The organism is Bradyrhizobium sp. USDA 3650 (genome assembly GCF_054057395.1).
This window is the reverse complement of record NZ_JBSRZG010000001.1, coordinates 4,812,250-4,835,546: the sequence shown is the minus strand read 5'-3', so window position 1 is coordinate 4,835,546 and position 23,297 is coordinate 4,812,250. Positions and strand designations below refer to the sequence as shown.

General features: G+C 64.1%; 21 protein-coding genes and 1 pseudogene. 11 read left to right on the top strand and 11 right to left on the bottom strand.

Features of this window, described 5'->3' with window-relative positions; all coding sequences use genetic code 11:
- Positions 1 to 72: 72 nt before the first annotated feature.
- The 7 genes from ACVIN2_RS22475 to ACVIN2_RS22445 form a co-directional block, all read right to left on the bottom strand.
- Positions 73 to 801, bottom strand: coding sequence for an ABC transporter ATP-binding protein (locus ACVIN2_RS22475; protein WP_456767208.1), 729 nt, complete (start codon positions 799 to 801; stop codon positions 73 to 75).
- Complete coding sequence (locus ACVIN2_RS22470; RefSeq protein WP_027514445.1) at positions 794 to 1,561, bottom strand: ABC transporter ATP-binding protein; 768 nt, start codon at positions 1,559 to 1,561, stop codon at positions 794 to 796. The genes ACVIN2_RS22475 and ACVIN2_RS22470 overlap by 8 nt, the downstream gene beginning before the upstream one ends.
- Entirely contained in the window at positions 1,554 to 2,498 is a 945-nt protein-coding gene (locus tag ACVIN2_RS22465; protein ID WP_456767207.1) for a branched-chain amino acid ABC transporter permease, read from the bottom strand. Before ACVIN2_RS22465 ends, ACVIN2_RS22470 begins: the two co-directional genes overlap by 8 nt.
- Positions 2,495 to 3,412 carry a branched-chain amino acid ABC transporter permease gene (locus ACVIN2_RS22460; RefSeq protein ID WP_007615745.1) on the bottom strand — a complete coding sequence of 306 codons (918 nt, stop codon included), beginning with the start codon at positions 3,410 to 3,412 and terminating at the stop codon, positions 2,495 to 2,497. The genes ACVIN2_RS22465 and ACVIN2_RS22460 overlap by 4 nt, the downstream gene beginning before the upstream one ends.
- Before the next feature lie 312 nt (positions 3,413 to 3,724).
- Positions 3,725 to 3,943, bottom strand: coding sequence for a hypothetical protein (locus ACVIN2_RS22455; RefSeq protein WP_027514447.1), 219 nt, complete (start codon positions 3,941 to 3,943; stop codon positions 3,725 to 3,727).
- Position 3,944: 1 nt separating this feature from the next.
- Entirely contained in the window at positions 3,945 to 4,604 is a 660-nt protein-coding gene (locus ACVIN2_RS22450) for an acyl-homoserine-lactone synthase (protein ID WP_456767206.1), read from the bottom strand.
- An 86-nt stretch (positions 4,605 to 4,690) separates the two neighbouring features.
- Positions 4,691 to 5,419, bottom strand: coding sequence for a helix-turn-helix transcriptional regulator (locus ACVIN2_RS22445; RefSeq protein ID WP_456767205.1), 729 nt, complete (start codon positions 5,417 to 5,419; stop codon positions 4,691 to 4,693).
- 164 nt (positions 5,420 to 5,583) lie between these two features.
- Between ACVIN2_RS22445 and ACVIN2_RS22440 the strand changes: the two genes are divergently transcribed.
- The 9 genes from ACVIN2_RS22440 to ACVIN2_RS22400 all read left to right on the top strand — a co-directional run bounded on the left by ACVIN2_RS22440 (position 5,584) and on the right by ACVIN2_RS22400 (position 14,688).
- Complete coding sequence (locus tag ACVIN2_RS22440) at positions 5,584 to 5,760, top strand: hypothetical protein (RefSeq protein ID WP_456767204.1); 177 nt, start codon at positions 5,584 to 5,586, stop codon at positions 5,758 to 5,760.
- A gap of 335 nt (positions 5,761 to 6,095) precedes the next feature.
- Positions 6,096 to 7,031, top strand: coding sequence for a LysR family transcriptional regulator (locus ACVIN2_RS22435; protein ID WP_247426864.1), 936 nt, complete (start codon positions 6,096 to 6,098; stop codon positions 7,029 to 7,031).
- Positions 7,032 to 7,174: 143 nt separating this feature from the next.
- Positions 7,175 to 8,053 carry a shikimate dehydrogenase gene (locus ACVIN2_RS22430; protein WP_456767203.1) on the top strand — a complete coding sequence of 293 codons (879 nt, stop codon included), beginning with the start codon at positions 7,175 to 7,177 and terminating at the stop codon, positions 8,051 to 8,053.
- A gap of 57 nt (positions 8,054 to 8,110) precedes the next feature.
- The gene (locus ACVIN2_RS22425) at positions 8,111 to 9,241 is read left to right on the top strand and encodes an ABC transporter substrate-binding protein (RefSeq protein ID WP_007597937.1); all 1,131 of its coding nucleotides are present in this window, start codon (positions 8,111 to 8,113) and stop codon (positions 9,239 to 9,241) included.
- 219 nt (positions 9,242 to 9,460) lie between these two features.
- Entirely contained in the window at positions 9,461 to 10,336 is an 876-nt protein-coding gene (locus ACVIN2_RS22420; RefSeq protein WP_456767202.1) for a branched-chain amino acid ABC transporter permease, read from the top strand.
- A complete protein-coding gene (locus tag ACVIN2_RS22415) occupies positions 10,333 to 11,331 on the top strand; it encodes a branched-chain amino acid ABC transporter permease (protein WP_456767201.1) in 999 nt (332 codons plus the stop codon). The genes ACVIN2_RS22420 and ACVIN2_RS22415 overlap by 4 nt, the downstream gene beginning before the upstream one ends.
- Positions 11,328 to 12,071 carry an ABC transporter ATP-binding protein gene (locus tag ACVIN2_RS22410; protein ID WP_456767200.1) on the top strand — a complete coding sequence of 248 codons (744 nt, stop codon included), beginning with the start codon at positions 11,328 to 11,330 and terminating at the stop codon, positions 12,069 to 12,071. Before ACVIN2_RS22415 ends, ACVIN2_RS22410 begins: the two co-directional genes overlap by 4 nt.
- An 11-nt stretch (positions 12,072 to 12,082) precedes the next feature.
- The gene (locus ACVIN2_RS22405) at positions 12,083 to 12,820 is read left to right on the top strand and encodes an ABC transporter ATP-binding protein (protein WP_456767199.1); all 738 of its coding nucleotides are present in this window, start codon (positions 12,083 to 12,085) and stop codon (positions 12,818 to 12,820) included.
- Entirely contained in the window at positions 12,817 to 14,688 is a 1,872-nt protein-coding gene (locus ACVIN2_RS22400; protein ID WP_456767198.1) for a bifunctional sugar phosphate isomerase/epimerase/4-hydroxyphenylpyruvate dioxygenase family protein, read from the top strand. Before ACVIN2_RS22405 ends, ACVIN2_RS22400 begins: the two co-directional genes overlap by 4 nt.
- Before the next feature lie 170 nt (positions 14,689 to 14,858).
- Here ACVIN2_RS22400 and ACVIN2_RS22395 read toward each other — a convergent pair whose 3' ends face one another.
- Positions 14,859 to 16,031 carry an ABC transporter substrate-binding protein gene (locus ACVIN2_RS22395; protein WP_456767197.1) on the bottom strand — a complete coding sequence of 391 codons (1,173 nt, stop codon included), beginning with the start codon at positions 16,029 to 16,031 and terminating at the stop codon, positions 14,859 to 14,861.
- Positions 16,032 to 16,329: 298 nt separating this feature from the next.
- Between ACVIN2_RS22395 and ACVIN2_RS22390 the strand changes: the two genes are divergently transcribed.
- Positions 16,330 to 17,592, top strand: a complete 1,263-nt coding sequence (locus ACVIN2_RS22390; protein ID WP_456767196.1) for an NAD(P)/FAD-dependent oxidoreductase — start codon at positions 16,330 to 16,332, stop codon at positions 17,590 to 17,592.
- A 229-nt stretch (positions 17,593 to 17,821) separates the two neighbouring features.
- Here the strand turns inward: ACVIN2_RS22390 and ACVIN2_RS22385 are convergent, their stop codons facing one another.
- Both ACVIN2_RS22385 and ACVIN2_RS22380 read right to left on the bottom strand, forming a co-directional pair.
- Positions 17,822 to 19,033 carry an ABC transporter substrate-binding protein gene (locus ACVIN2_RS22385; RefSeq protein ID WP_456767195.1) on the bottom strand — a complete coding sequence of 404 codons (1,212 nt, stop codon included), beginning with the start codon at positions 19,031 to 19,033 and terminating at the stop codon, positions 17,822 to 17,824.
- A 44-nt stretch (positions 19,034 to 19,077) separates the two neighbouring features.
- Positions 19,078 to 20,299, bottom strand: a pseudogene (locus ACVIN2_RS22380) (cytochrome P450).
- Positions 20,300 to 20,382: 83 nt separating this feature from the next.
- On the opposite strand from ACVIN2_RS22380, the gene ACVIN2_RS22375 reads away from it, so the two are divergent.
- Positions 20,383 to 20,889, top strand: a complete 507-nt coding sequence (locus ACVIN2_RS22375; RefSeq protein ID WP_456769780.1) for a MarR family winged helix-turn-helix transcriptional regulator — start codon at positions 20,383 to 20,385, stop codon at positions 20,887 to 20,889.
- A gap of 394 nt (positions 20,890 to 21,283) precedes the next feature.
- Here ACVIN2_RS22375 and ACVIN2_RS22370 read toward each other — a convergent pair whose 3' ends face one another.
- On the bottom strand, positions 21,284 to 23,137 hold the full coding sequence (locus ACVIN2_RS22370; protein ID WP_456767194.1) for a feruloyl-CoA synthase: 1,854 nt from the start codon (positions 23,135 to 23,137) through the stop codon (positions 21,284 to 21,286).
- Positions 23,138 to 23,297: the final 160 nt, after the last annotated feature.

Sequence of the window (23,297 nt, the reverse complement as noted above, 5' to 3'; positions counted from 1 at the left end):
GCGCAATTGCGCACTAGGCCAGGACGACATCGAGGGAAGCGGCCACGGCGTACCTCACCTCATCGCCCAGCCTCAAATCCCCAGATATTTGTGCTGCAGATCCGGCTCGGCCATCAACTCGTCCGAGGTGCCGCTCCACACCGTCTTGCCGCGCTCGATGATGGTGTGGCGGTCGCAGATGCGGGCGAGGTGGTCGACGTTCTTGTCGACGACCAGGATCGACTGTCCCCGGCTCTTGAGCAGCGACAGGCAGCTCCAGATCTCTTCGCGGATCAGGGGTGCCAGGCCTTCGGTCGCTTCATCCAGGATGAGAAGCTTCGGGTTGGTCATCAGCGCACGGCCGATGGCGAGCATCTGCTGCTCGCCGCCGGAGAGCTGGTTGCCCATATTGGACGCGCGCTCGGCGAGGCGCGGAAACATCACGTAGATCGCCGCCAGCGTCCAGGGATTGCTGCTGTCGAAACGATCGGCGGCGGCCGCGACCAGGTTTTCGCGCACGGTGAGGTTCGGGAAGATCTGCCGCCCCTCGGGGACGAGGCCGACACCGAGTTGCGCGATCCGGTAGGACGGTTGCGTCCGCACTTCGGAGCCCGCAAAGCGGATGCTGCCTGCGCGCGCCGGCGTCAGGCCCATGATGGAGCGGATGGTCGTGGTCTTGCCCATGCCGTTGCGGCCCATCAGCGAGACCATCTCGCCTGATTTGACAGACAGCGACAGGCCGAACAGCACCTGGGACAGGCCGTAGCAGGTCTCGATGCCGTCGACCTCGAGCAGCGTGTCACCCATCCCTTTTTCAGACATGGTGCGTCACCACATGCGCCTCGCCGAGATAGGCGCGCTTGACATCCTCGTTCGCGCGGATCGCGGCCGGATCGCCGGAGGCGATGACGCGGCCATAGACCAGCACCGAGATGCGGTCGGCGAGCGCAAACACCGCCGGCATGTCGTGCTCGACCAACACGATCGAGACCTCTTTGCGCAGCTCCTGGAGCAGCTGCACCATGCGCTGGGACTCGGTGACGCCGAGGCCCGCCATCGGCTCGTCGAGCAGCAAAAGCTTCGGCTTGCTTGCCAGCGCAACCGCCAGCTCGATCTGGCGACGCTCGCCATGGCTGAGCCTGGACACCAGCACATCGGCACGATGGGCGAGACCGACGCGGTCGAGCGCGGCATGCGCGGCATCGCGCAGGCCCTTCTCCTTGCGTGCATCGGCGAAGAAGCGGAACGAAGTGCCGGCATGCGCTTGCGCCGCGAGCGCGACATTGTCGGCGGCGGTGAAATCGAGCAACAGCGAGGTGATCTGGAACGAACGTGCCAGGCCCAGCGCGCAGCGGCGATAGGCCGGCAGATAGGTGATGTCGCGCCCCGCCAGCGAGACACTGCCGGAATGCGGCTCCAGATGCCCGGTGAGCTGGCTGATCAGCGTGGTTTTGCCGGCGCCGTTCGGGCCGATGATAGCGTGCAGCTCGCCTGCCGCGACGTCGAGCGAGACGTTGTCCGTCGCAACGATGCCGCCGAAGCGGCGCACCAGCTTGTCGACACGGAGCAGCGGTTCAGCCACGGTTGAGCCTCCCGAGCAGGCCCATGATGCCGCCGCGGCCGAACAGCACGATCAGCAGCAGCATCGGCCCCATGATCAGCGCCCAGTATTCGGTGAGCTGCGACAAGAACTCTTCCAGCAGCAAATACACCACCGCGCCGATGACCGGACCGAACAGCGTGCCCATGCCCCCGAGGATCACCATCACCATGAGGTCGCCGGAACGCGTCCAGTACATCGCGGCCGGGCTGACGAAATCGGTGTTGTTGGCGAGCAGCGCGCCGGCAAGGCCGCACATCATGCCCGAGATGACGAAGCAGACCAGCTGGTAGCGCTTCGAGGGAAAGCCGATCGCCTGCATGCGTTGCTCGTTGGAGCGCAGGCCCTGCAGGACGAGGCCAAAGCGCGAATTGGCGATGCGCCAGATCAGGAAGACCACGCCGAACAGGCAGGCGAGGCAGAGATAATAAAACTGCGTGCGGTTCGACAGATTGATCAATCCGGAGAAGTCGCTGCGCTTGTAGACGGTGAGGCCGTCATCGCCGCCATAACGCGCCAGCCCCGAGGCGACGTAATAGGCCATCTGCGCAAACGCCAGCGTGATCATGATGAAGTAAACGCCACGCGTACGAAGCGAGAGCGCGCCGATCACGACGGCGTAAGTCGCGGAGGCCGCAAGCGCGACCGGAAACTGGATGAAGCCGCTTCCCACACCTTCCTGCGCCAGCATGCCGACCGCGTAACCGCCGATGCCGAGATAGGCGGCGTGGCCAAAACTCATCATGCCGCCAAAACCCATGATGAGGTTGAGGCTCGCGGCCGCCAGCGCCAGGATGACGATGCGCGTGAACAGCGTCAGGATGAAGATGTTGCCGGAGAGTTGCGAATAGAGCGGCAGCAGCACGAGGCCCGCCAGCATCAGGGCCGTGACGGCCTTAGCTACAGTGAAAGTCTTCATCGACGGTTGGCCGGAAACAGCCCCTCCGGCCGCACCACCAGCACGATCGCCATCAGCAGATAGATCAGCATGGACGACAGCGCGGGCGCGGCGGTGGAGGCCGCGGCGCCGCTCAGCACCTGCCGCAGCAGATTGGGCAGGAAGGCGCGGCCGAGCGTGTCGATCATGCCGACGAAGATCGCGGCCAGGAACGCGCCGCGGATCGAACCGATGCCGCCGATCACGATGATGACGAAGGCGAGGATCAGGATGTTCTCGCCCATGCCGATCTGCACGGTGAGGATCGGCGCCTGCATCAACCCGGCAAGACCGGCGAGCGCGGCACCGAGGCCGAACACCAAGGTGTAGAGCAGCTTGATGTTGATGCCGAGCGCGCCGATCATCTCGCGATTGGAGGCGCCGGCCCGGATCAGCATGCCGATGCGGGTGCGCATCACGCCGAGATAGAGCAGCAGCGCAACCAGCAGCGCCACGACGATGATGGCGAGGCGATAGGCGGGATAGTGAATGCCGGGCAGGATCGGCACCGGCACGGTGAGCCAGGCCGGCAGCGGCAGCGCAAGCCCGGCCGGGCCCCAGATCAGCCGCACCGCTTCATTGAAGAACAGGATCAGACCGAAGGTCGCGAGCACGTGGTCGAGATGGTCGCGGCCGTAGAGGTGCCGCAGTGCGGTCATCTCGAGCACGATGCCGAGCACGAGGGTTGCACCGAGCGCCAGCAGCGCGCCGAGCAGGAAGCTGCCGGTCCAGGCTGCGAAGGTCGCGGCGAAATAGGCGCCCATCATGTAGAGCGAGCCGTGCGCGAGGTTGACGAGATCCATGATCCCGAACACCAGCGTCAGGCCGGCGGCGAGCAGGAACAGCAGCAGGCCGAACTGCAAACCGTTCAAGAACTGTTCGACGACGAGCAGCATCAAAACTCTTTCAGGCGCACGCAGGTTCGCGCCGATGTTCGAACACGGTCGCCATCAGTGAAAGAGCTCCCCCTGCCTGTACAAGGCGGAAAAATGGGTAATGGCAGTATCGTTCCGAGGCAAGAGCGATTCGACACCCAACATGCACTTTGTTGCATGCCGATGCATCCGATCGATCCTGCCCGTGCAATCGGCCCTGCAAGAAGGCTGCCGCGCAGGATGGGTCAACCTGCCGCACCCAAAGCGGATCACCCCTCCCTCCGTTGCCGGAGAGAGGGTGTGAAATTCGTCGCAACGTATGGATGGAGACGCCTAGTGCGACGTCATCTGCCGGGGAAGGTCATCCGGCTCGGCAAGCACGCTATTGGCCGTCGAGGCCTCCAGCGCCGCCATCCGGAACAGATAGGCGAGCGTCGCCAATCCGGTGTCTTCCGCCATCTGCGCGAGTTCGAGCGCCATGTCGGACATGTAGCCGAGATTTTCGTCCTTGATCTGCGCCATGATCTGGCTGTCCCGCATCATGTTCGACATCTCAGGCGCTCTTTCGTTGCGCGGCAGCGAGGCCGCAGAGGTTGGCAAGGGCGATGCAATCGATACGCGGACCGTCCTGATGCACGACGTTTGTCATCCCGATACGGTCACACACGGCATCCAGCGACTCCTGACGGATCTCTATCGTGGCCGCCATCGTCCAGGAATTCTCGACCAGCGCCGGCAATCCCAGCGGCGTGACGATGAATCCGATCTCGTGGAAGCGCGGCAGCCACCAGGTCTCCATGACAAGACAGAGACGCTCGATGCCCTGATCGAGACAGAACTCCTGCGCCGCTGCCATCAATTGCCAATTGAATGCGCCGTCGCGGCGCTCGCGCGAAACGAAGAAACGTGACCACTCCCATACCAGCGGGTTCGAGGGGCAACCGCGCACCGCGGCGAGATGCGGGAAGACCTCGCTCATCATCGTCGGCTTGGTGGTAGGATAGAGGCGGGAGCCGCCGAGCACCCGGCGATTTTCGAGCGCCAGCAGGTAGACCGCGTCCTCATTGTCGTAGGTATCGGCCTCGCGGCCATCGGGTTTGCGCAGCGCCTCCCATTTCCGCTCCTCGACAAAAATCTCGTGACGCACCCTGAAATGCTGCTCGAGAACGTCCTCGTAGAGGTGCCGGTTGGCGGCAGAAATCACATGAATCATTTATTCCCCCATTGTTCGAAATAAGGGGAACACTCACGGAAAACGGCCAAAGCGACTATTGGGAAATTTCCCAGTAGGCGCGGATTTCAGGGGGTGATGATTCTATGGCGGATTGCGATCGCAACCGCATGCGTCCGGTTGACTGCACCAAGTTTGCGCGCGGCAGTTGCAAGATGCTCTTCGGCGGTGCGCTGCGTGATGTGCAGGATCTCGCCGATTTCCCAAGCCGACTTGCCCTGCGAGGCCCAGGCGAGCACCTCGCGCTCGCGCGGGGTAAGGCGCATCGATCGATGCGGCGCCGGATCGAGCAAGCGGCGAATGTGATCGAAGCCGTACATGCCGATCAGGTGCAGCGCCGGCTTGCTGCGCGCATTGAGATCGAGGTGAACGCCACCGAGCGAGACGCCGGCCTCGTAGCCGGTCAATCCGTGGATCGGCACGACGAAGCCGCGCGACATACGGAAATCGGCAGCGCGCCGCATCACCTCCACCGCGCCCGGCTCCAGCTCTGGATCGTACGGCGCCTCGGACCACTCGAAAGGGTTCACCGTCTGCCGGCATTTGCGGATCACGGGATCGACACGGTCGTAGCCTTTTTGGGTATAGAGGCTGAACCACTCCGCCGGCCACTTTTTAGCGAGCACCATCTGAGAAAAGTGCTGATCGGGATTTGGCAAGCCGGTTACGATGATGTGCTCGAAACCGTAGCGCCCGAACGCGGTCGCAAGCGCATCCATGGCGTCCGGAACCTTGGTACAGGCTCCAAGCCCTTCAATGAAGTCGAGCGCTTCCCGGCCATAATCCACGGCGGACATCGGTGCGTTTCCTGACCCTCGCTGTCGCTATAGCACGTCCTGGCGACTGCCTCAATTCGCCGCTTCCGTAGTTTCCGGTATCCCATTGACCCTGAAGGTTTAATCTACTTGTGGAAGAAGTGACGTCAAGATACACCTATAATGTCTGAAGCGGGGAAACCACGATGGAAGACGAGAACATCGCCCTCAACAGCGTGCTCGGCCTGGAACTCAACCGCGTATTTTTCGCCGTCCGCGAAACGGCAAACAAGCAGAAGATCATCGAGTTCGCGCGCGGGGTGCTGCAAAGCGAGCGCAGCAAGCCGGCAGAGAGCGCCACGCCGGACGGACCGGCGAGCTAGCACGCAATTGCTGTGAGCGCACGAACGGTCCGTTCGGTGCCATGCCTTGCTCTGATCTGAACCGAACAACCGAACGCGAATGTTTCCTTCCTTCCCCCCTTGTGGGAGAAGTGGCATAGGGGGCTTTCGGCCGCCGTTCTTAAAACAAAACGCCGATGCTTCGCATCGGCTATGGCGCCGGATGAGGGGTTGTTTCCACGCGTTCAAATGCGCGAGGCTCGCGCGGGGAGAGAACCCCTCACCCGTCTCGCGCTATCGCGGCGGTCCACCCTCCTCCCCACAAGGGGAGAGGGAAAGGCAGCGCCGACCACGATTATCTTTCGGATGCCCAGGACATGATGACGCTGCGCCAGGTTGAAGTGATCCGTGCCGTGATGGTGACGGGCACGATCGGCGGCGCGGCGAAGCTGCTGAACGTTTCGGCGCCGGGCATCAGCCGCCTCGTCAAATACACCGAGCGCTCGCTCGGCATCCGCTTCTTTCAGCGCCAGAACGGCCGCTATTTCCCGACGCCGGAAGCCGAGAACATCTTCGAGCAGATCAACGGCGTCTACAAGAAGGTCGACGACCTCTCCGAGATCATCTCCAAGATCGGACGCGGCGGATTGTCGGAATTGCGCATCGGCTCGGTGCCGAGCATTTCGCAAGTCATGGTGCCGCGCGCAATCGAGCGGGTCCGGCGGCGCTATCCGGATTTGGGCATCGACATCAACATCCTCAAGCTCGAGGAAGCCATCGACTATCTCATGCTCGGCCGCGGCGAGTGCGTGGCGATGAGCTACCGGCTGGAGCATTCCGGGCTCGACTTCATGCCGCTCGCCTCGGGCGAGCTCTACTGCATCGTGCCGCCGGGCCACGAGCTCGCCGGCCGCAAGCAGGTCTCCGCCGCCGAGATCACCCGCTATCCGCTGATCGGCATCGATCCCAACGATCCCTACGGGCGGATCATGGCCGAGATCTTCGCGCGCCACCGCCTCGAGTACAACATCACCATCCGCGCCCGCTTCGGCACCACGGTCTGCGCGCTGGTGAAGGCGGGGCTCGGCATCGCCATCATCGACCAGTTCACGGTGGCCCATGGGGGCTATCCCGGCATCGAGCTGATCAAGATCACCGAGCCGACGCGATTCGACACCTATATCGCGGTGAAGCGCGGCGCGCCGCTGTCGCTTCATGTCGAGTATTTCATCGAGGCCCTGCGCGCGGAGATGCGCGCGGTCGAGCCGTCGCGGGGCAAAGGCAGGGCCGCGCCGCCACGGCGAAAGAGATAACATTACGTTAGGTTTGCAGGACAAAAGGGTAATTGTGTTAGGCCGAGGAAAGGCTATCGTCCCTGGTGGAAGCCCCTTGGAATTGGGCGGATCTCCCCGCTAATGGCCGGGACCAAACGCTCCCAACGAGACGATAGCGAACCATGTCAAAGCGCGGACCTGCCGCATCCAAAAAGCTCCTGACCGGCCTGATCGGCGCACCCATCGCGCATTCCGCCTCCCCTGCCATGCATGAGCGCGCCGCGGAGGGGCTTGGCCTGCGCGGACATTATCAGCTCATCGAAGTGGCCGGCGCCGATGCGGCCGGGCTCCGGCTGATGTTGGAAGGCGTGCGGCGGCTCGGCTTTGCCGGCGTCAACGTCACCTTTCCCTACAAGGAGGCAGTGGTCCCGCTGCTCGATGAACTGGCACCGGGTGCGGCCGCCATGGGAGCGGTCAACACTGTCGTCGTTAGCAACGGCCGGCTGATCGGCCACAACACCGACACGACGGGCTTTGCGCGCGCCGTCGCGCCGCTGCTGGCGGCCTCTGGAAACGCGGTCGCCGTGATCGGCACCGGCGGCGTCGGCAAGGCGATCGCCTTTGCGCTGGCGAGCCTTGACGTGACCGACATCCGCATCTTCGACAGCGAGCCGGCACGCGCCGAAAAACTCGCCGCGCTGCTCGTCAAGCAGGGGGGCGCCAGGGTCGCCGCAAGCGTCGAGGACGCGCTCGACGGCGCAACCGGCCTCGTCAACGGCACGCCGGTCGGCATGCTGCCGAACCGGGAAACGCCGGTCGCGCCGACGCTGCTGCGTCAAAACCTGTGGGTCGCCGATGCCGTCTACTCACCGCTGATCACGCCGCTGCTGGCGGCCGCCCAAGCCAAGGGCGCGCGGATCATGACCGGCCGGGAGCTTGCGATCTACCAGGCCGCCGACGCTTTCGAACTGTTCACTGGCCTTGCCCCATCCACCGAGATCATGGGAGAGGCATTCGACGAGGTGATGGCGGCACGAAGCCCGGCCTATCACGCAGCGTAACCGAAGCGGCCGGACACAAGGCCGCACGTAACATCAAAAGAAATCGGAGGAGAGACCATGAAATCGACCATTCTGGCAGGCGCCCTGCTTGCATTCGCGACCGCAACCAGTGTCCATGCCCAGGCGATCAAGCTCGCCGACGTCGCCGAGTTGTCCGGCGGCGGCGCCACCGTCGGCACCAATTGGAAGAACGGCATCGACCTCGCGATCGAGGAGATCAACGCCAAGGGCGGCGTACTCGGCCGCAAGCTCGAAGTCACCCATGCGGATTCGCAATCCAATCCGGGCGTCGCGCGCGCGCAGGTGCAAAAGGCGCTCGACGCCGAGCCCTATGTGCTGCTCGGACCCGGCTATTCCGGCTCGGTGAAGGTGACGGCGCCGCTGGCGGCCGAGGCCGGCATCGCGCAGATCATGGGCGGCGAAGCCGCCGAGCTGACGCAGGGCGGAAACAAATTCCTGTTCCGCACCTCGTTCGGCCAGCAATCGTCGATGCCGAAGGTCGCCAAATACATTCATGACGACATGAAGGCGAAGTCGGTCGCGGTGGTCTGGGTCAACAATGACTTTGGCCGCGGCGGTCGCGATGTCGTCGTCAAGGAGCTCGACCGGCTCGGCTCCAAGGTGGTCGCCGATCTCTCCACCGAGGCGGGTCAGGCCGATTTCGCCGCCGACGTCGGCAAGATCAAGGCCGCCAATCCCGACGCCGTGTTCGTCTATTTGAACGAGGAAGAGAGCGCGCGCATCCTGAAGGAGCTCAAGCGCCAGGGCGTCACCGCGCCGCTGATGGGCGAGACCACGCTGATCGGGCAGAAGGTGATCGAGCTCGCCGGCGATGCCGCCAACGGCGCGCGCGGCCATGTCGGTCTCACCACCGATGCGCCGGTCGACCTGATCAAGGCGTTTCGCGACAAGTTCGCGAAGAAGTACAATTACGTGCCCGACCATAACGGCCTGAAAGGCTATCTCGCGGTCTACATGGTGAAGGCCACGACCGACAAGATGGGCAAGGTCGATTCCAAGGCGTTCGCCGACACGCTGCACGGCCTGACCATCAAGGCCGCGGACGAGCCGGGCATCCTGATGGACGTCACCTTCAGCGACACCGGTGACATCGACCGCCAGAGCTTCCTGGTCGAAGTGGTCGAAGGCAAGCAAGTCGTGAAGCAGGTGCTGCCGAAGGTGAAGTGAGGTCTTTGCCCTTCGCCGGCTTCTTGCGGGGAGAGATCTTTCGTCTCCCTCTCCCCGCCCCTTCGCGGGGAGAGGGCGGGGTGAGGGGCTGCTTCCGCGGATACGGTGACAATCGAGTTCGCGGAGACAGCCCCTCACCCTGACCCTCTCCCCGTAAGAACGGGGAGAGGGAGAAAAGGAAGAGCGGGGCGAGGGAAGACAGAGCGCCGAGAGGGGAAAATGTCCAGTCTGTTCGATCTTCTGGTCGCGGGACTTGCCACCGGGGCGATCTATGCGCTGGTCGCGGTCGGCTTCACGCTGCTGTGGCAGACCTCGCAGACCATTAATTTCGCGCAAGGCGAGTTCGTGATGCTGCCGGCGTTCCTGATGCTGGCGGCGATGCATGCCGGCGCGCCGTTCTGGCTCGCGATCATCCTCGGTATCCTGCTTTCGATGCTCCTGCTCGGCCTCGCCTTCAAGATGCTGCTGGTGGATCCGATGATGCGCCATGGCGTGCTGCCGCTTGCGATTGCGACCATGGCGCTCGCGATCGGCCTCAAGGAGGCCGTAAAACAGTTCTTCAGCGCCGAAGCCTCACCCTTCCCCTCGATCGTGCCGACCGGCGACGTCTCCATCCTCGGCCATGCCGTCTCGCTGCAAAGCATCGGCGTCCTCGTCCTCGCTATCGTTGCCGTCTTCGGCTTGACCGCGCTTCTCAACCGCACCTCGCTCGGCCACCAGATGCAGGCGGCGGCGCAGAACCCGACGGTGGCGCGCATCATCGGCGTTCCGGTCGAGCGCATGATTCTCCTGACCTTCCTGATCAACGCGTTCCTGGTCGCTCTCGCCTCGCTGTTGATCACGCCGATATATCTCGCGAAATTCACGTCCGGCGAGGTGCTGGGCCAGGCTGCCTTCATCGCCGCGATCGTCGGCGGGTTCAATCAGGTGCGCGGCGCGATCGCAGGCGGCCTCCTGATCGGCGTGCTCGACAATCTCGCGGCCGCCTATGTCTCGACGCAGTACCGCGCCGCCGTGCCTATGATCTTCCTGATCGCCGTCATCCTGTTCCGGCCGCAGGGCCTGCTCGGTCGCGCCGAGGAGCGCACCGTATGAGCGGCTTCGCCAAACCTCTCAAGATCGCGTTCGGCCTCATCGTCCTCGCTGCGCTGATCGTCGTCCCCATGAACTTTAACCGTTATGGCCTGTTCATCCTGAGCCAATGGGCGGTGATGGCCATCGCCGCAATGGGCCTCAATCTTACGCTCGGTTATGCCGGCCAGGTCTCGCTGGCACAGGGCGCCTTCGTCGGCATCGGCGCCTACGCCGCGGCAATCATGACCACGCATGGCTGGCCGCTCCCGGCGGCGATCGTCGTCGCGATCACCTTGAGCTTCGCGGTCGGCTGGGTGCTCGGCTATCCCGCGCTACGGGTGCAGCACCACTACCTGGCCTTCGTCACGCTCGCCTTCTCCACGCTGGCCTTCCTGGTATTTCGCAACGAGAGCTGGCTCACCGGCGGCATCTACGGCATCTCCAACATTCCGCGTCCGCACATCTTCGGCATCGCGACCAACAAGCCGCTGCCGTTCTATTATGTCTGTCTCGGCTCGCTCGCGATCGTGTCGCTCGCGGTGTGGTGGCTGATCCGCTCGCCCTGGGGCCGCGCCTTCATGGCGCTGCGCGAAAACCCGCTGCGGGCGCAGTCGCTCGGCGTCGACACGCGACGCTATACGCTGATGGCGTTCGCGATCGGCTCGGCGCTCGGCGGCGTCGCTGGCGCGCTTTATGCGCCGCTGACGCAATATATCGATCCCGTGCCGTTCAACCTGTCGCTCTCGCTCGACCTCCTGATGATGGTGATCGTCGGCGGCGCCGGATTCTTCCTCGGACCGTTCCTCGGCGCGATGATCGCGGTGCTGCTGCCGGAATGGCTGCGCTTCACCGAGGGCTATTATCTGATGCTGTACGCGATCGCGGTGATGGGGCTGCTGATCTGGTCGCCGACCGGAATCTTGGGAATCCTCGACCGCTATCTCGCCGAACGCCGTACCAAGGTGGCCTCGGCCCAGCGCGCCGTCGCAAAGTCCCGGCTGGAGACGGTGCAATGAGCGCGGTTCTCGAAGTCACCGACATCAAGAAGAACTTTGGCGGCATCAGCGCCGTCGGCGGCGTCTCTTTCGACGTCCGCGAGGGCGAGATCCTCGGCCTGATCGGACCGAACGGCTGCGGCAAGTCGACCCTGTTCAACTGCATCCTCGGCCAGCTCACGCCGAGCGGCGGCGAGGTCAAGCTCGACGGCAAGGTCGTCACGGGCTTGCGACCCGCCGAGCTCAACAAGCTCGGGGTCAGCCGCACCTTCCAGCTCCTGCAAGTGTTCCCAAAACTCTCGGTGCGCGAGAACCTGATCCTCGCAGGACAGGAGCACCAGGGCAGCATGGCCTCGCGCCTGGTCGGCCGCTCCGATGCCGGACTGACGCAGGCCGCCAACCAGATGATCGGTTTCTTCAAGCTCGACCATCTCGCGGATGAACCTGCCGGCGGGCTGTCCTATGGCCAGCAAAAACTGCTCGACGCCGCCATGGCCTTCATGGGCGGACCGCGGCTGGTGCTGCTCGACGAGCCCGCCGGCGGCGTCAACCCATCGATGCTGACGGATTTGAAGGAGCGGCTGGTCGCGATCAACCGCGAGAAGAACGCCACCTTCGTCGTGATCGAGCACAACATGGAATTCGTGATGTCGCTGTGCTCGCGCGTGATGGTGATGGCGGAAGGCAAGGTGCTGGCGATGGGACGACCGGACGAGGTGCGAAAAAACCCCGCCGTGATCGAAGCCTATCTCGGACACTAGGGAGAGCCATCATGAGCGATCCGATCCTCTCGGTCCACAATCTCGTCGGCGGTTACGGCAAGATGACGATCCTGAACGGCACCACCTTCGCCGTGCCGCAGGCCACCATCACCACCATCATCGGCCCGAACGGCGCCGGCAAGTCCACCGTGTTCAAGGCGATCTTCGGCCTGCTCAAGCTGCGCGAGGGCAAGATCAACTTCGCCGGACGCGACATCACCAATTTGAGCCAGCGCGCGCTGCTCAATGCCGGCATCTGCTACGTGCCGCAGGGCCGCAACATCTTTCCCGAACTGTCGGTGCGCCACAACATCGAGCTCGGCGGCGTCTCCGCCGGCAAGGGCATCGACCTGCAGAGCCGGATCGAGGCCGCGCTCGACCTGTTCCCGGCGCTGCGCCGGAAATCGACGCAGCAGGCCTCCACGCTATCAGGCGGCGAGCAGAAACAGCTCGAAATCGCCCGCTCGCTGCTGCTCGAACCGAAGCTCGTTCTGATCGACGAGCCCTCGATCGGCTTGTCGCCGCTGATGGTGCAGCAGACTTTCGATATCCTGAAATCCCTGCGCGACCGCGGCGTCACCATTCTGATGATCGAGCAGAACGCACGCTCGGCACTGGAGATTTCCGACATCGGCATCGTGCTCGAACTCGGCCAGACTCGGATGATCGACGACGCGAAGCGCATTTTGAATGATCCCCGCATCGGACAATTGTTCCTCGGCGGCGCGATGGAGGACAACGCAGCATGACCAAACGCTCGATCGCAACCGTCTCACTCTCCGGCGCTCTCGACGAAAAGCTCCGCGCCATCGCATCCGCCGGATTCGACGCGGTCGAGATTTTCGAGAACGATCTGCTGTCGTTCGGCGCCGGCCCGCGCGACATCGCAAAGCTCTGCGGGGACCTCAATCTCGAGATCTGCGCGTTTCAGCCGTTCCGCGATTTCGAGGGCATGCCGGAGCCGCAGCGTGCGCGCAACTTTGCCCGCGCCGAACGCAAGTTCGACCTGATGCAGGAGCTCGGCACCGACCTGCTGCTGATCTGCTCGAACGTGTCGCCGGCCGCGCTCGGCGGCATCGACCGCGCCGCGGATGATTTTCGCGAGCTTGGCGAGCGCGCGGCCAAACGATCTTTGCGCGTCGGCTACGAGGCATTGGCCTGGGGACGCCACGTCAACGACTACCGCGATGCCTGGGAAATCGTGCGGCGCGCCGATCACCCCGCGATCGGAATCATCCTCGACAGCTTTCACGCACTGGCCCCCGGCTTTCCGGTCCGCGCGATGGCCTCGATCCCCGGCGACAAGATCTTCCTGGTCCAGCTTGCGGACGCGCCGAAGCTAGAGCTCGACATCCTCTCCTGGAGCCGGCACTTCCGCTCCTTCCCCGGTCAGGGCGACCTGCCGGTCGGCGAGTTCATGGCGGCGATCGCGGCGACCGGCTATGCCGGGCCGCTGTCGCTGGAGATCTTCAACGACCAATTCCGCGCCGGCTCGGCCATACAGACCGCGGTCGACGGCCTGCGTTCGCTGATCCTGCTGGAGGACCAGCTTGCACGGGATTGGCCAAAGCTCATCAGCGAGCCCCTGGCGCCCAAGCCCAGAAGTCGCGGCACGGGATTCATCGAGTTTGCCGTCAACGAGACCAAGGCCGGCGAACTCGCCCGCCTGCTCGCGCAGCTCGGTTTCCGCAAAACCGGCAAGCATCGCAGCAAGGCGGTGGAGCGCTGGTCGCAAGGCAAGGTCGAGCTCGTCGTCAACTCCGAGACCGACGGCTTTGCGCATTCGCACTACGCGACGCATGGCCCCGGCGTCTGCGCCATCGCGCTCGACGTCGACAATGCCGGCCTCGTCATGCAGCGCGCCGAAACACTGAAAGCGCGCACCTTCTACCAGCCGGTCGGACCGGGCGAGCTGGAGATTCCCGCAATCCACGGCGTCGGCGGCAGCCTGCTTTACTTCCTCGACCAAGCCGGCAAGAACTGGGACACCGATTTCGAACAAGTCCCGAGCGACGCTCGCGCGGACGCCCTGCTGGCCGTCGATCACATCGCGCAGTCGATGCCCTATGACGAGATGCTGTCCTGGCTGCTGTTCTACACCGGCATCCTCGACCTCAAGCGGCTGCCGCAGATGGAGATCGCCGATCCCAGGGGCCTCGTGCAAAGCCAGGCCGTCGTCAACGGCGACCAAAGCCAGCGCTTCGTGCTCAACGGCTCATCCGCCAACCGCACGCTGCCGGCCCGTTTCATCTCGGAATTCTTTGGCTCGGGCGTGCAGCACGTCGCGTTCACGTGCCGGGACATTTTTGCGGCGGTCGCGGAGATGCGCAAGCGCGGCGCGGATTTTTTGGATATCCCTGACAATTACTACGACGACATCGAAGCCAAATACGACCTCGCGCCCGACCTGATGGCGCAGCTGCGCGCCAACCACATTCTCTACGACCGCGAAGGCGACGGGGAGTTCTTCCAGGTCTACACCCACATCTTCGACGAGCGCTTCTTCTTCGAGATCGTGGAGCGACGCGATTATCAGGGCTTCGGCGCGGCCAATGCCGGGATCAGGCTTGCCGCGCAAGCGCGCGAGGTGCGGCCTGTTAGCATGCCGCGGGTGTAGGTCTTTTCCCCTCTCCCCTTGTGGGAGAGGGTGGATCGCCGCGAAAGCGGCGAGACGGGTGAGGGGTTCTCTCCGCGAATTCGATAGACTTCGCTTTGCGGAAACAACCCCTCATCCGGCGCTTCGCGCCACCTTCTCCCACAAGGGGAGAAGGGGCATCGTGCTTGTGGCTACTTCATCGCGCATTTGTCGTGGAAGCGATCCTGGTCGTTTTCGACGATGGTCGCGACCGTCTTCAGCGAGAGCTGGCCTTCGCCGTCCTTGACCACGTCCTGGAGATAGAAGTTCTGCACCGGGATGTGGTTCTTGCCGTACTTGAAGGGACCGCGCAGCGACTTGAAGTTGGCCTTCTCCATCTCGGCCTTCATCGCGTCCTTCTTGCTGGTGTCGCCCTTCACCGCGACCACGGCGCTGTTGATGAGCTGGGCCGCGTCATAGGCTTGCGCGCCGTAATAGGTCGGGCGCAGGCCGGGGTACTTCTTGCGATAGTCGGTGACGAAGCGCTTGTTCTGCTCGTTGGGCAGATCATTCACCCATTCCTGCGCGCCGGGAACGCCGAGCGCGTTCTCCTTTTGCAGCGGCAGCGACAGCTCGTCGACGGTGAACGCCGTGTAGAGCGGCATCGTGCTCTTCAGCCCGGCCTGCGCATATTGGTTGAGGAACTGCACGCCGGCTGCACCGGGATAGAACACGAAGATCGACTCGGCGCCCGAGGCCCGCGCCTTGGAGAGCTCGGCGGAGAAGTCGAGCTGGCTCGGCCAGACCGTGTATTCCTCGCCCTTGACCTCGCCCTTGAACGTGCTCTTCACGCCCGCGAGCATGTCCTTGCCGGCAGCGTAGTTCGGGCCGATCAGGAACACGCTCTTGACGCCCTTCTGGTTCATGTAGAGGCCCATGGCGGCCGGCGTCTGGTCGTTCTGCCAGGAGGTCGAGAACACGTAGGGCGAGCAGAGCTCGCCGGCGAGCTGCGACGGACCGGCATTGGCCGAGATCAGGATGGTCTGCGAATCCACGGCGGTCTTGAGCGAGGCCAGCAGCACGTTCGACCAGATGTAGCCGACGATGAAATCGACCTTGTCGGACTGCACCAGCTTCTCGGTCTTCTGCTTGCCGACGTCGGGCTTCTGTCCGTCGTCCTCGTAAATCACCTCGACCGGCTTGCCGTCCATCTTGCGGCCGATGTGATCCAGCGCGAGCTCGAACGAGTTGCGCATGTCGTTGCCGATCACGGCGGTCGGGCCGCTGAAGGTCGAAACGAACCCGATCTTGATGGTGTCGCCGGCGGATGCCGGGCCTGCCAGCACCAGCGCCGCTGCGCCCGCCAGCCAGAATGCCGTCCTCATAACCACTCCCCTCCATATTATTATGCCCGGAAGCGGGGTGATTGCCGCCCCGGGTCATCTCTATTGAACGCAAAATCTGTCGCGCCGCCAATGGCTCAGCGCCCACCTCTGCACCATATTTCGCCCCGAATGGCGATAGCAAGAAATATAATTCTACTTACTTCGACTGAGGCTGCGGCGCTTGTTCGCGGGAGATCGATACGCCAGGCCTATTCAGCGATTGATGACGGCTATTGGACCGCGGCGCCTGATCAGCGTTTAGATGAGGATAGAGCCGCGAGATTCGGAGGGGCGCATCATGACCACGACACCGCACCGCGTCGTCATCGTCGGAGCCGGCTTCGGCGGGCTGGAGACGACCTACCGGCTCGCCGGCAGCCCGGTCGAGATCACGCTGATCGACCGCCGCAACCATCATTTGTTCCAACCGCTGCTCTACCAGGTCGCGACCGCCTCGCTCGCCACCAGCGAGATCGCATGGCCGGTCCGCCACCTGATGCGCGACCGGCGCGATGTGACGACGCTGTTTGCGACCGTCAGCGGCGTCGATGCCGACAGGCGCTGCGTGCTGATCGACGACGGCAGCGAGGTGCCTTACGACACGCTGGTGCTCGCCACCGGCGCGCGGCATGCCTATTTCGGCCACGACGAATGGGAGCAGTTCGCGCCGGGCCTGAAGACGCTGGAGGACGCGACGACGCTGCGCCGTCACATCCTGGTGGCGTTCGAGCGCGCCGAGCGCGAGACCGATCCGGCCAAACGCGCGGCACGGCTGACTTTCGTCATCGTCGGCGCCGGCCCCACCGGCGTGGAGCTCGCCGGCACCATCGCCGAAATGGCGCATCACACCTTGCCAGCCGACTTCCGCAACATCGACACCAACAAGGCGCGCGTGGTGCTGATCGAGGCAGGTCCGCGCGTGCTCGCGGGCTTTCCCGATGATCTCTCGGCTTACGCGCAGGCCTCGCTGGAGAAAATCGGCGTCGAGGTCGTGCTCGGACAGGCCGTCACCGAGATCAATCGCGAGGGCGTGGTGTTCGGCGGCAAGCTGCTCGAAGCCAAGACGAGAATCTGGGCCGCCGGCGTGCGCGCCTCGCCCGCAGCCGAGTGGCTGGGCGCACCGGCCGATCGTGCCGGGCGCGTGCAGGTCAAAGACGATCTTACGATCCCCGGTCATCCCGAAATCTTTGCGATCGGGGATACCGTTCTGATCAACGCCTGGGAGGGCAAGCCCGTGCCCGGCATCGCGCCGGCCGCCAAGCAGCAGGGCCGCCACGTGGCCGAGACCATCAAGGCCCGGCTGCGCCAGGAGCCGACCAGCCCGTTCCGCTACAAGCACTCCGGCAGCCTCGCGCAGATCGGCAAGCGGCTCGCGGTGATCGACTTCGGCCGCATCAAGCTGCGCGGCACCATCGCGTGGTGGATCTGGGGCGTCGCCCACATCTACTTCCTGATCGGCTTGCGCCACCGCCTCAGCGTCGCGCTGAGCTGGCTCTGGATCTATGCCCGCGACCAGCGGGCGGCGCGGCTGATCACGCAGGGGAGTAGTAAGGTGGTGTAGCTCTCCTTGCCTTCTCCCCTTGTCTTGTGGGAGAAGGTGGCGTAGGCGGCCTTCAGCCGCCGTCCTTAAAAGGACGCCGATGCTTCGCATCGGCTATGGCGCCGGATGAGGGGTTTCTCTCCGCTCGCAATACCATTCGTGAGGAGAGAGACCCCTCACCCGGCTTCGCTTTGCGAAGCCACCCTCTCCCACAGGGGGAGAGGGTGCAGCGGCGCTCGCGGCTACATCACTACTTAACCAACTCACACCCACCTTCCGCCAGCGGGCGGAACGCCTGCTCCGCAGAGATCGTCGAAATCAGCTTGTAATAGTCATACGGATATTTCGATTCCTCCGGCTTCTTCACCTCGAACAGATACATCGGATGCACGACGCGGCCGTCCTGGCGGATCGCGGTGTCGCCGAACAGCTTGTCCTTGCCTTTGAACTTCTTCATCTCGGGCACCGCGTCCTTGGCATTGTCGCTGCCGGTCGCGGCGACCGCGTTGAGATAAGCGAGCGTGGACGCATAGACGCCGGCCTGGTTGCCGCTCGGCATCTTGCCGTTCATGCCGGGCCGCGCGGCGAAGCGCTTGGCGAAGGCGCGGGTGTCGTCGTTCATGTCCCAATAGAAGGCTTCCATGAGCTGGAGGCCCTGAGCGACCTTGATGCCCATGCCATGGACGTCGTTGATGAAGAGCAGGAAGGCGACGAGCCTCTGCCCGCCCTGCTGGATGCCGAACTCGGCGGCCTGCTTCACGGCATTGATGGTGTCGCCACCGGCATTGGCAAGTCCGATCACCTGCGCCTTCGAGCCTTGCGCCTGCAACAGGAACGAGGCGAAGTCGGAGGTACCGAGCGGATGTTTGGATGAACCGATCACCTTGCCGCCATGGGCCTCGATGTATTTCTGGGCCTCGGCCTCGATGCCCTTGCCGAGCGCGAAATCGACCGTGAGGAAGTACCACTCCTTACCGCCACGCGACATCATCGCGGCTGCCGTGGTGTTGCCGGTCGCCCAGACGTCGTTGACCCATTGGATGGTGTTGGGCGAGCAAGCCTTGCCGGTGAGGTCGGAGCTCGCCGTCGACGACGCCAGGAAGGTCATACGGCTGTCGCGCAGCAGCGTGTTGATGGAGAGGCCAACGGCCGAGTTCGGCACGTCGACGATGGCGTCGACGCCCTCGACATCTAGCCATTTGCGCGCGATGGCGTTGCCGACGTCGGCCTTGTTCTGGTGATCGGCATAGACGATGTCGACCTTGATGCCTTTGCCGCCGCCGTTGAAATCCTCAGCGGCCATACGCGCGGCCTCGACCGAGCCCATGCCGTTGGTGTCCTGGAAAATGCCGGAGATGTCGTTGAGCACGCCGACGCGCACGACATTGTCCGATATCTCGGCATTTGCCGCGCCGCCAATCAGGCTCGCGGCCAGCGCAAGCGTCCATTTCAAGTTCTTCATTGTTCCCTCCCCTGTCGCATTTGTTGTTTTCGATGCCGGTAGCGTCAGGCCGGCGTGATGCTCACAGGCAGGCTGTCGAGCCCGCGCAGCGTGTTGTTGAAGCGGCGCTGTGGCTTGCCCGTGATCTCGATTTTCGCGATCCGGCGGGCCAACGCCGCGAGCATTGTCTCGCCTTCGAGCCGCGCGACCAGCTGGCCGACGCACATGTGAATACCCGAGCCATAGCCAACATGGCCGGAGGTGCGGCGGCTGATGTCGTAGCTGTTCGGCTTGTCCCAGCGCCGCGGATCGCGATTGGCAGCGGCCAGAAACATCAACACCTTCTCGCCCTCACCGATGGTCGCACCTGATAGTTCGACCTCGCGCGTTGTCGTGCGGAAGAAGGTCTGCACCGGGCTTTCAAAACGAACAGCCTCCTCGAAAGCGTTGCGCGCCAGCGTGACATCGTTGCGCAGGCGCTGCCACTGCTCAGGGAAGCGCGCGAGACAGTAGACCGCCGCCCCGATGCCATTGACGGTGGTGTCGAGGCCCGCCGACAGCAGCGAACGCACCAACAGCGGTGCTTCGCTGGCGGTGATGGCGCCCTCGTCGACATGGGCGTGGATACAGGCGCCGATGCCGCCGGGCGTGAGGTTGTCGCGCTGGCACTGATCGGTGACGTAAGCCTGGTGCGGGCGCCGAACGCGCGATCGCTTCCTGGCGCAGCTCGTTCGGCGGGCCGAAAGCATTGAACACGACACTGGCATAAGGAATCAGATGTTCGCGGCCCTCCGGCTTCAGCCCGAGCGCATCCGGGAAGATCGACAGCGGATAGGCCTCAGCGAGGTCCGTGATGGCATCGAAGCTGCGCTTCTCCAGCAGCGCGTCCACACGCTGTTCCGCTACCGCGGCAAAGCGGTCGCGGAGCCCCTTCATCACCGTCGGCGACAGCACCTTTGAGAGCACGGCGCGGGTCCGCGAATGCGCGGGCGGATCGGCTTCGAGGATCAGGCTCGGCGGCCGCCACGGCGTCTCCTTCTTGAAGTCGGAAAGGCCGACGCCGCGGCTGGAGCAGAACGTCGCGGGATCATTCAGCACGGCATGAACCTCGGCATAGCGCGCCACGCCATAGACGTTCCACTTGTCGAGATAGACGACAGGCCCCGCCTCCCGCAGCAGCTCATGCGTGGGATAGGGATCGGTGAAAAAATCCATCGCGAAGGGATCGACGTCGAGATGCGGGACGGCCGACGAACCGCTAATTTCCGGGGAGCTGGAAGTGCTCATGGAAGTCCTCCCTCATTTTGATCTTGTGAAAGGGCCGCGCTTACCCTTAGGTCTTCGGACACGCCGTGAGACAGAATCCCGACATGCCGCCGTCTTCGACCAAACCCCGTCAAAAACCTGCGCCCGCCGAGACGGGACCGACGCTCGATCTCGACCGCTACGTTCCGGCGTTCATCACCTTCATCGCCAACAAGCTCTCGAACAGCGCCACTGCGTTCTATCAGCGGCAGTTCGGCGTCAACGTCACCGAATGGCGGATCATGTCGCTGCTGGCGATCGAGCCCGGCATTCCCGCCTCGCGCATCTGCCACGTCATCGGTTTCGACAAGGGCCCGGTGAGCCGGACGCTGGCTGGTTTGGAAAAGCGGGGGCTGATCTCGATCCGCACCGATCCCAACGACGGGCGCACCCATTCGATCTCGCTGACCGCCAAGGGCCGCGCCATCCATGACAAGGTGATCGTCGCCGCATTTGAGCGCGAACGGCGCCTGTTGTCGTGCCTGGACAAGGACGAGCGCGAGGTGCTGATCGACCTGTTGCGCCGCCTGCACGAGAATCTCGGCGTGGTGACCGGCAGCACCGAGACCTGACGGGGCACGCGCGGTAGGCGGACCTCTGTCATCTCCAGGCATACGCCGGCATTCGCCCGCGGCACCCTCTCTGCCGAGCATTGCTTCCTCCGATCCGACGCGGCGGTTCCTCCCGCCGTCATCCTTGTCTGGAACGGTTCGCACAAATTAGTTGCTTAGGCAACAAAGGAATTGTGCAGGATAATACGGCAGGGCGGCTGGCGTATCGCGAGCTGTCTCTCTCCCTCTCCCCGTCTTCACGGGGAGAGGGTGGGGTGAGGGGCTGTTTCCGCAGATGAGATGATCGCGAGACCTGTACCCCCTCACCCGGATCGCGCCGGACGATGCTCCGCATCCCCGGGGCGTTCCGACCTCTCCCCGCAAGCGGGGAGAGGTTAGGAGCAGCGGCGCGCAATCAGTAGCAACCGATCCACTCGCCCGACGCATCGTCATCCAACCGCGCCAGTGCATCGGCACGCCGCGTCAGCACCGCGCGCTGGTTGATGTAGCCCTTGTCGGTGATCTCGCCGCCGTCCACCGACGGCGGCTCGGCGAGCAGCAGCGCACGCGTCGCGTGGCCGGAGGAGTTGGCGCCGTGTTGCTTGAGCTTCGCCAGACCCTGCGCGATCGCGGCTCTGACCTTGTCATGCGCGAGCAATTCGTTCACGTCCGCGGTCTCGGGCAAGCCGGCATGCGCGCGGCATGCGGCGATGTTCGGGAACACCAGGAAGCGCACCTCGTCGCCGCCATGGCCGGTGACGACGATGTCCTGCGCGAGCGGCGTCAGCGCGGCGATGCCGGCGACGCGCAGCGTGCCGACATTGACCCAAGTGCCGGAATTGAGCTTGAAGTCCTCCGCAACGCGGCCGTCGAAGAACAGGCCGCGCTCAGGCCGGTTCGCATCGGCGAACTTCACGGCATCACCAATGAGATAAAAGCCCTCCTCGTCAAAAGCCTGCCTGGTCAGCTCCGGCGCCTTCCAATAGCCCGGCGTGACGTTGGGGCCGCGCACGCGCACCTCCAGCTTGTCGCCGGAGGTGACGAGCTTCAATTCGGTGCCGGGGATAGGCACGCCGATATTGCCCGAGCGTTCCGCGAGAAAATGGCAGTCGGTGGCCAGCGGCGACGTCTCGGTCGAGCCCCAAGCCGAGACCATCGGCATCGCGCGGCCTACAGTCTTGACGGAAAGTTCTTCCAGCGCGTCCCAAAGATTCTGCGGCAGCGCAGCCCCAGCGTAGAACGCGAATTTCACCTCGCTGAAGAAGCGGCGACACAGCCGCTCGTCGTCGCGCAGCGCCGCAATCAACATGTCGAAGCCGCGCGGCACGTTGAAGTAGACCGTCGGCATCACGCTTCTGAGATTGGCAAGCGACGTCGCAAACAGGCCGGGCGCCGGCTTGCCGCCGTCGATATAGAGCGAGCCGCCATTGCGCAGCACGAGATTGAAATTGTGGTTGGCGCCGAACGTGTGGCTCCAGGGCAGCCAGTCGAGAATGACGAGATCGTCGCGCCCCTGTTCGAGAAAGGTCCAGGTCTGCGCCTTCGCTTGCTGGCTGGAGGTCAACATGCGCTGGGTGTTGATCACGGCTTTCGGCGTGCCGGTCGAGCCCGAGGTGAACAGGAATTTTGCGATGGTGTCCGGTGTGACAGCGGCGAAGGCTCTTGCGACGTCCGCAGTTTCAGGCGTCGCCGCAACGGTGCGAAAGGCGAGCGCATCGGCGTCGCTCGCGTTGCCGCTGATGACCTGCGCACGATGCAGCGGCTTGATCGCGGCCAGCGCCGCCGCAAACGGCTTGGTCGCGGAGACATAGATCGCGCCGGGCTCCAGCAACGAGATCATGCTCCTGAGCTTGTCAAAATCCTTCGACATCAGCGAATAGGCTGGCGAGATCGCGGCCGAGGGCACGCCGACATGCTGGGCCGCGAGTGCAAGCAGCGCATGGTCGATACTGTTATCGGATAGGATCACGAGCGGGCGTTCGGCGCCGAGTCCTTGCGCCAAAATCCACGACGCCGCCGCGCGGACTCTCCGCAAGGCCCCCGCGTAGGTCATGGTAGCCCAGGGCGTATCGGCGCTGTCACGCTCAGCGAGGAAGACCGTGTCGGGCTTTTGCCGGGCCCATTGCTCCAGCCAGTCGCCGACACAGCGCGCGCCATCGCGCAAGGGGTCGGGCGAGCGCAGCACGATGCTGCCGTCGGCGCGATGCTCGGCAACGGTTTGGGGTGTCGCAAACAAGATTGAAGCATCACCGCGTCGGGCGGCTGTCATGGTTTCCTCCTCGCCCGGAAGCCGGGATCGGCCGCAGCCTCGTCACGGACCGCGTTGGCGGGCATGTTGGCCATGACAATTGTTGGGGCGCAAGCTCGGGCCCGGTGAGCTGCCTATTATTTGCGCAAATGCTCGTAACAGGGCGCTGACGCGCAGGCCC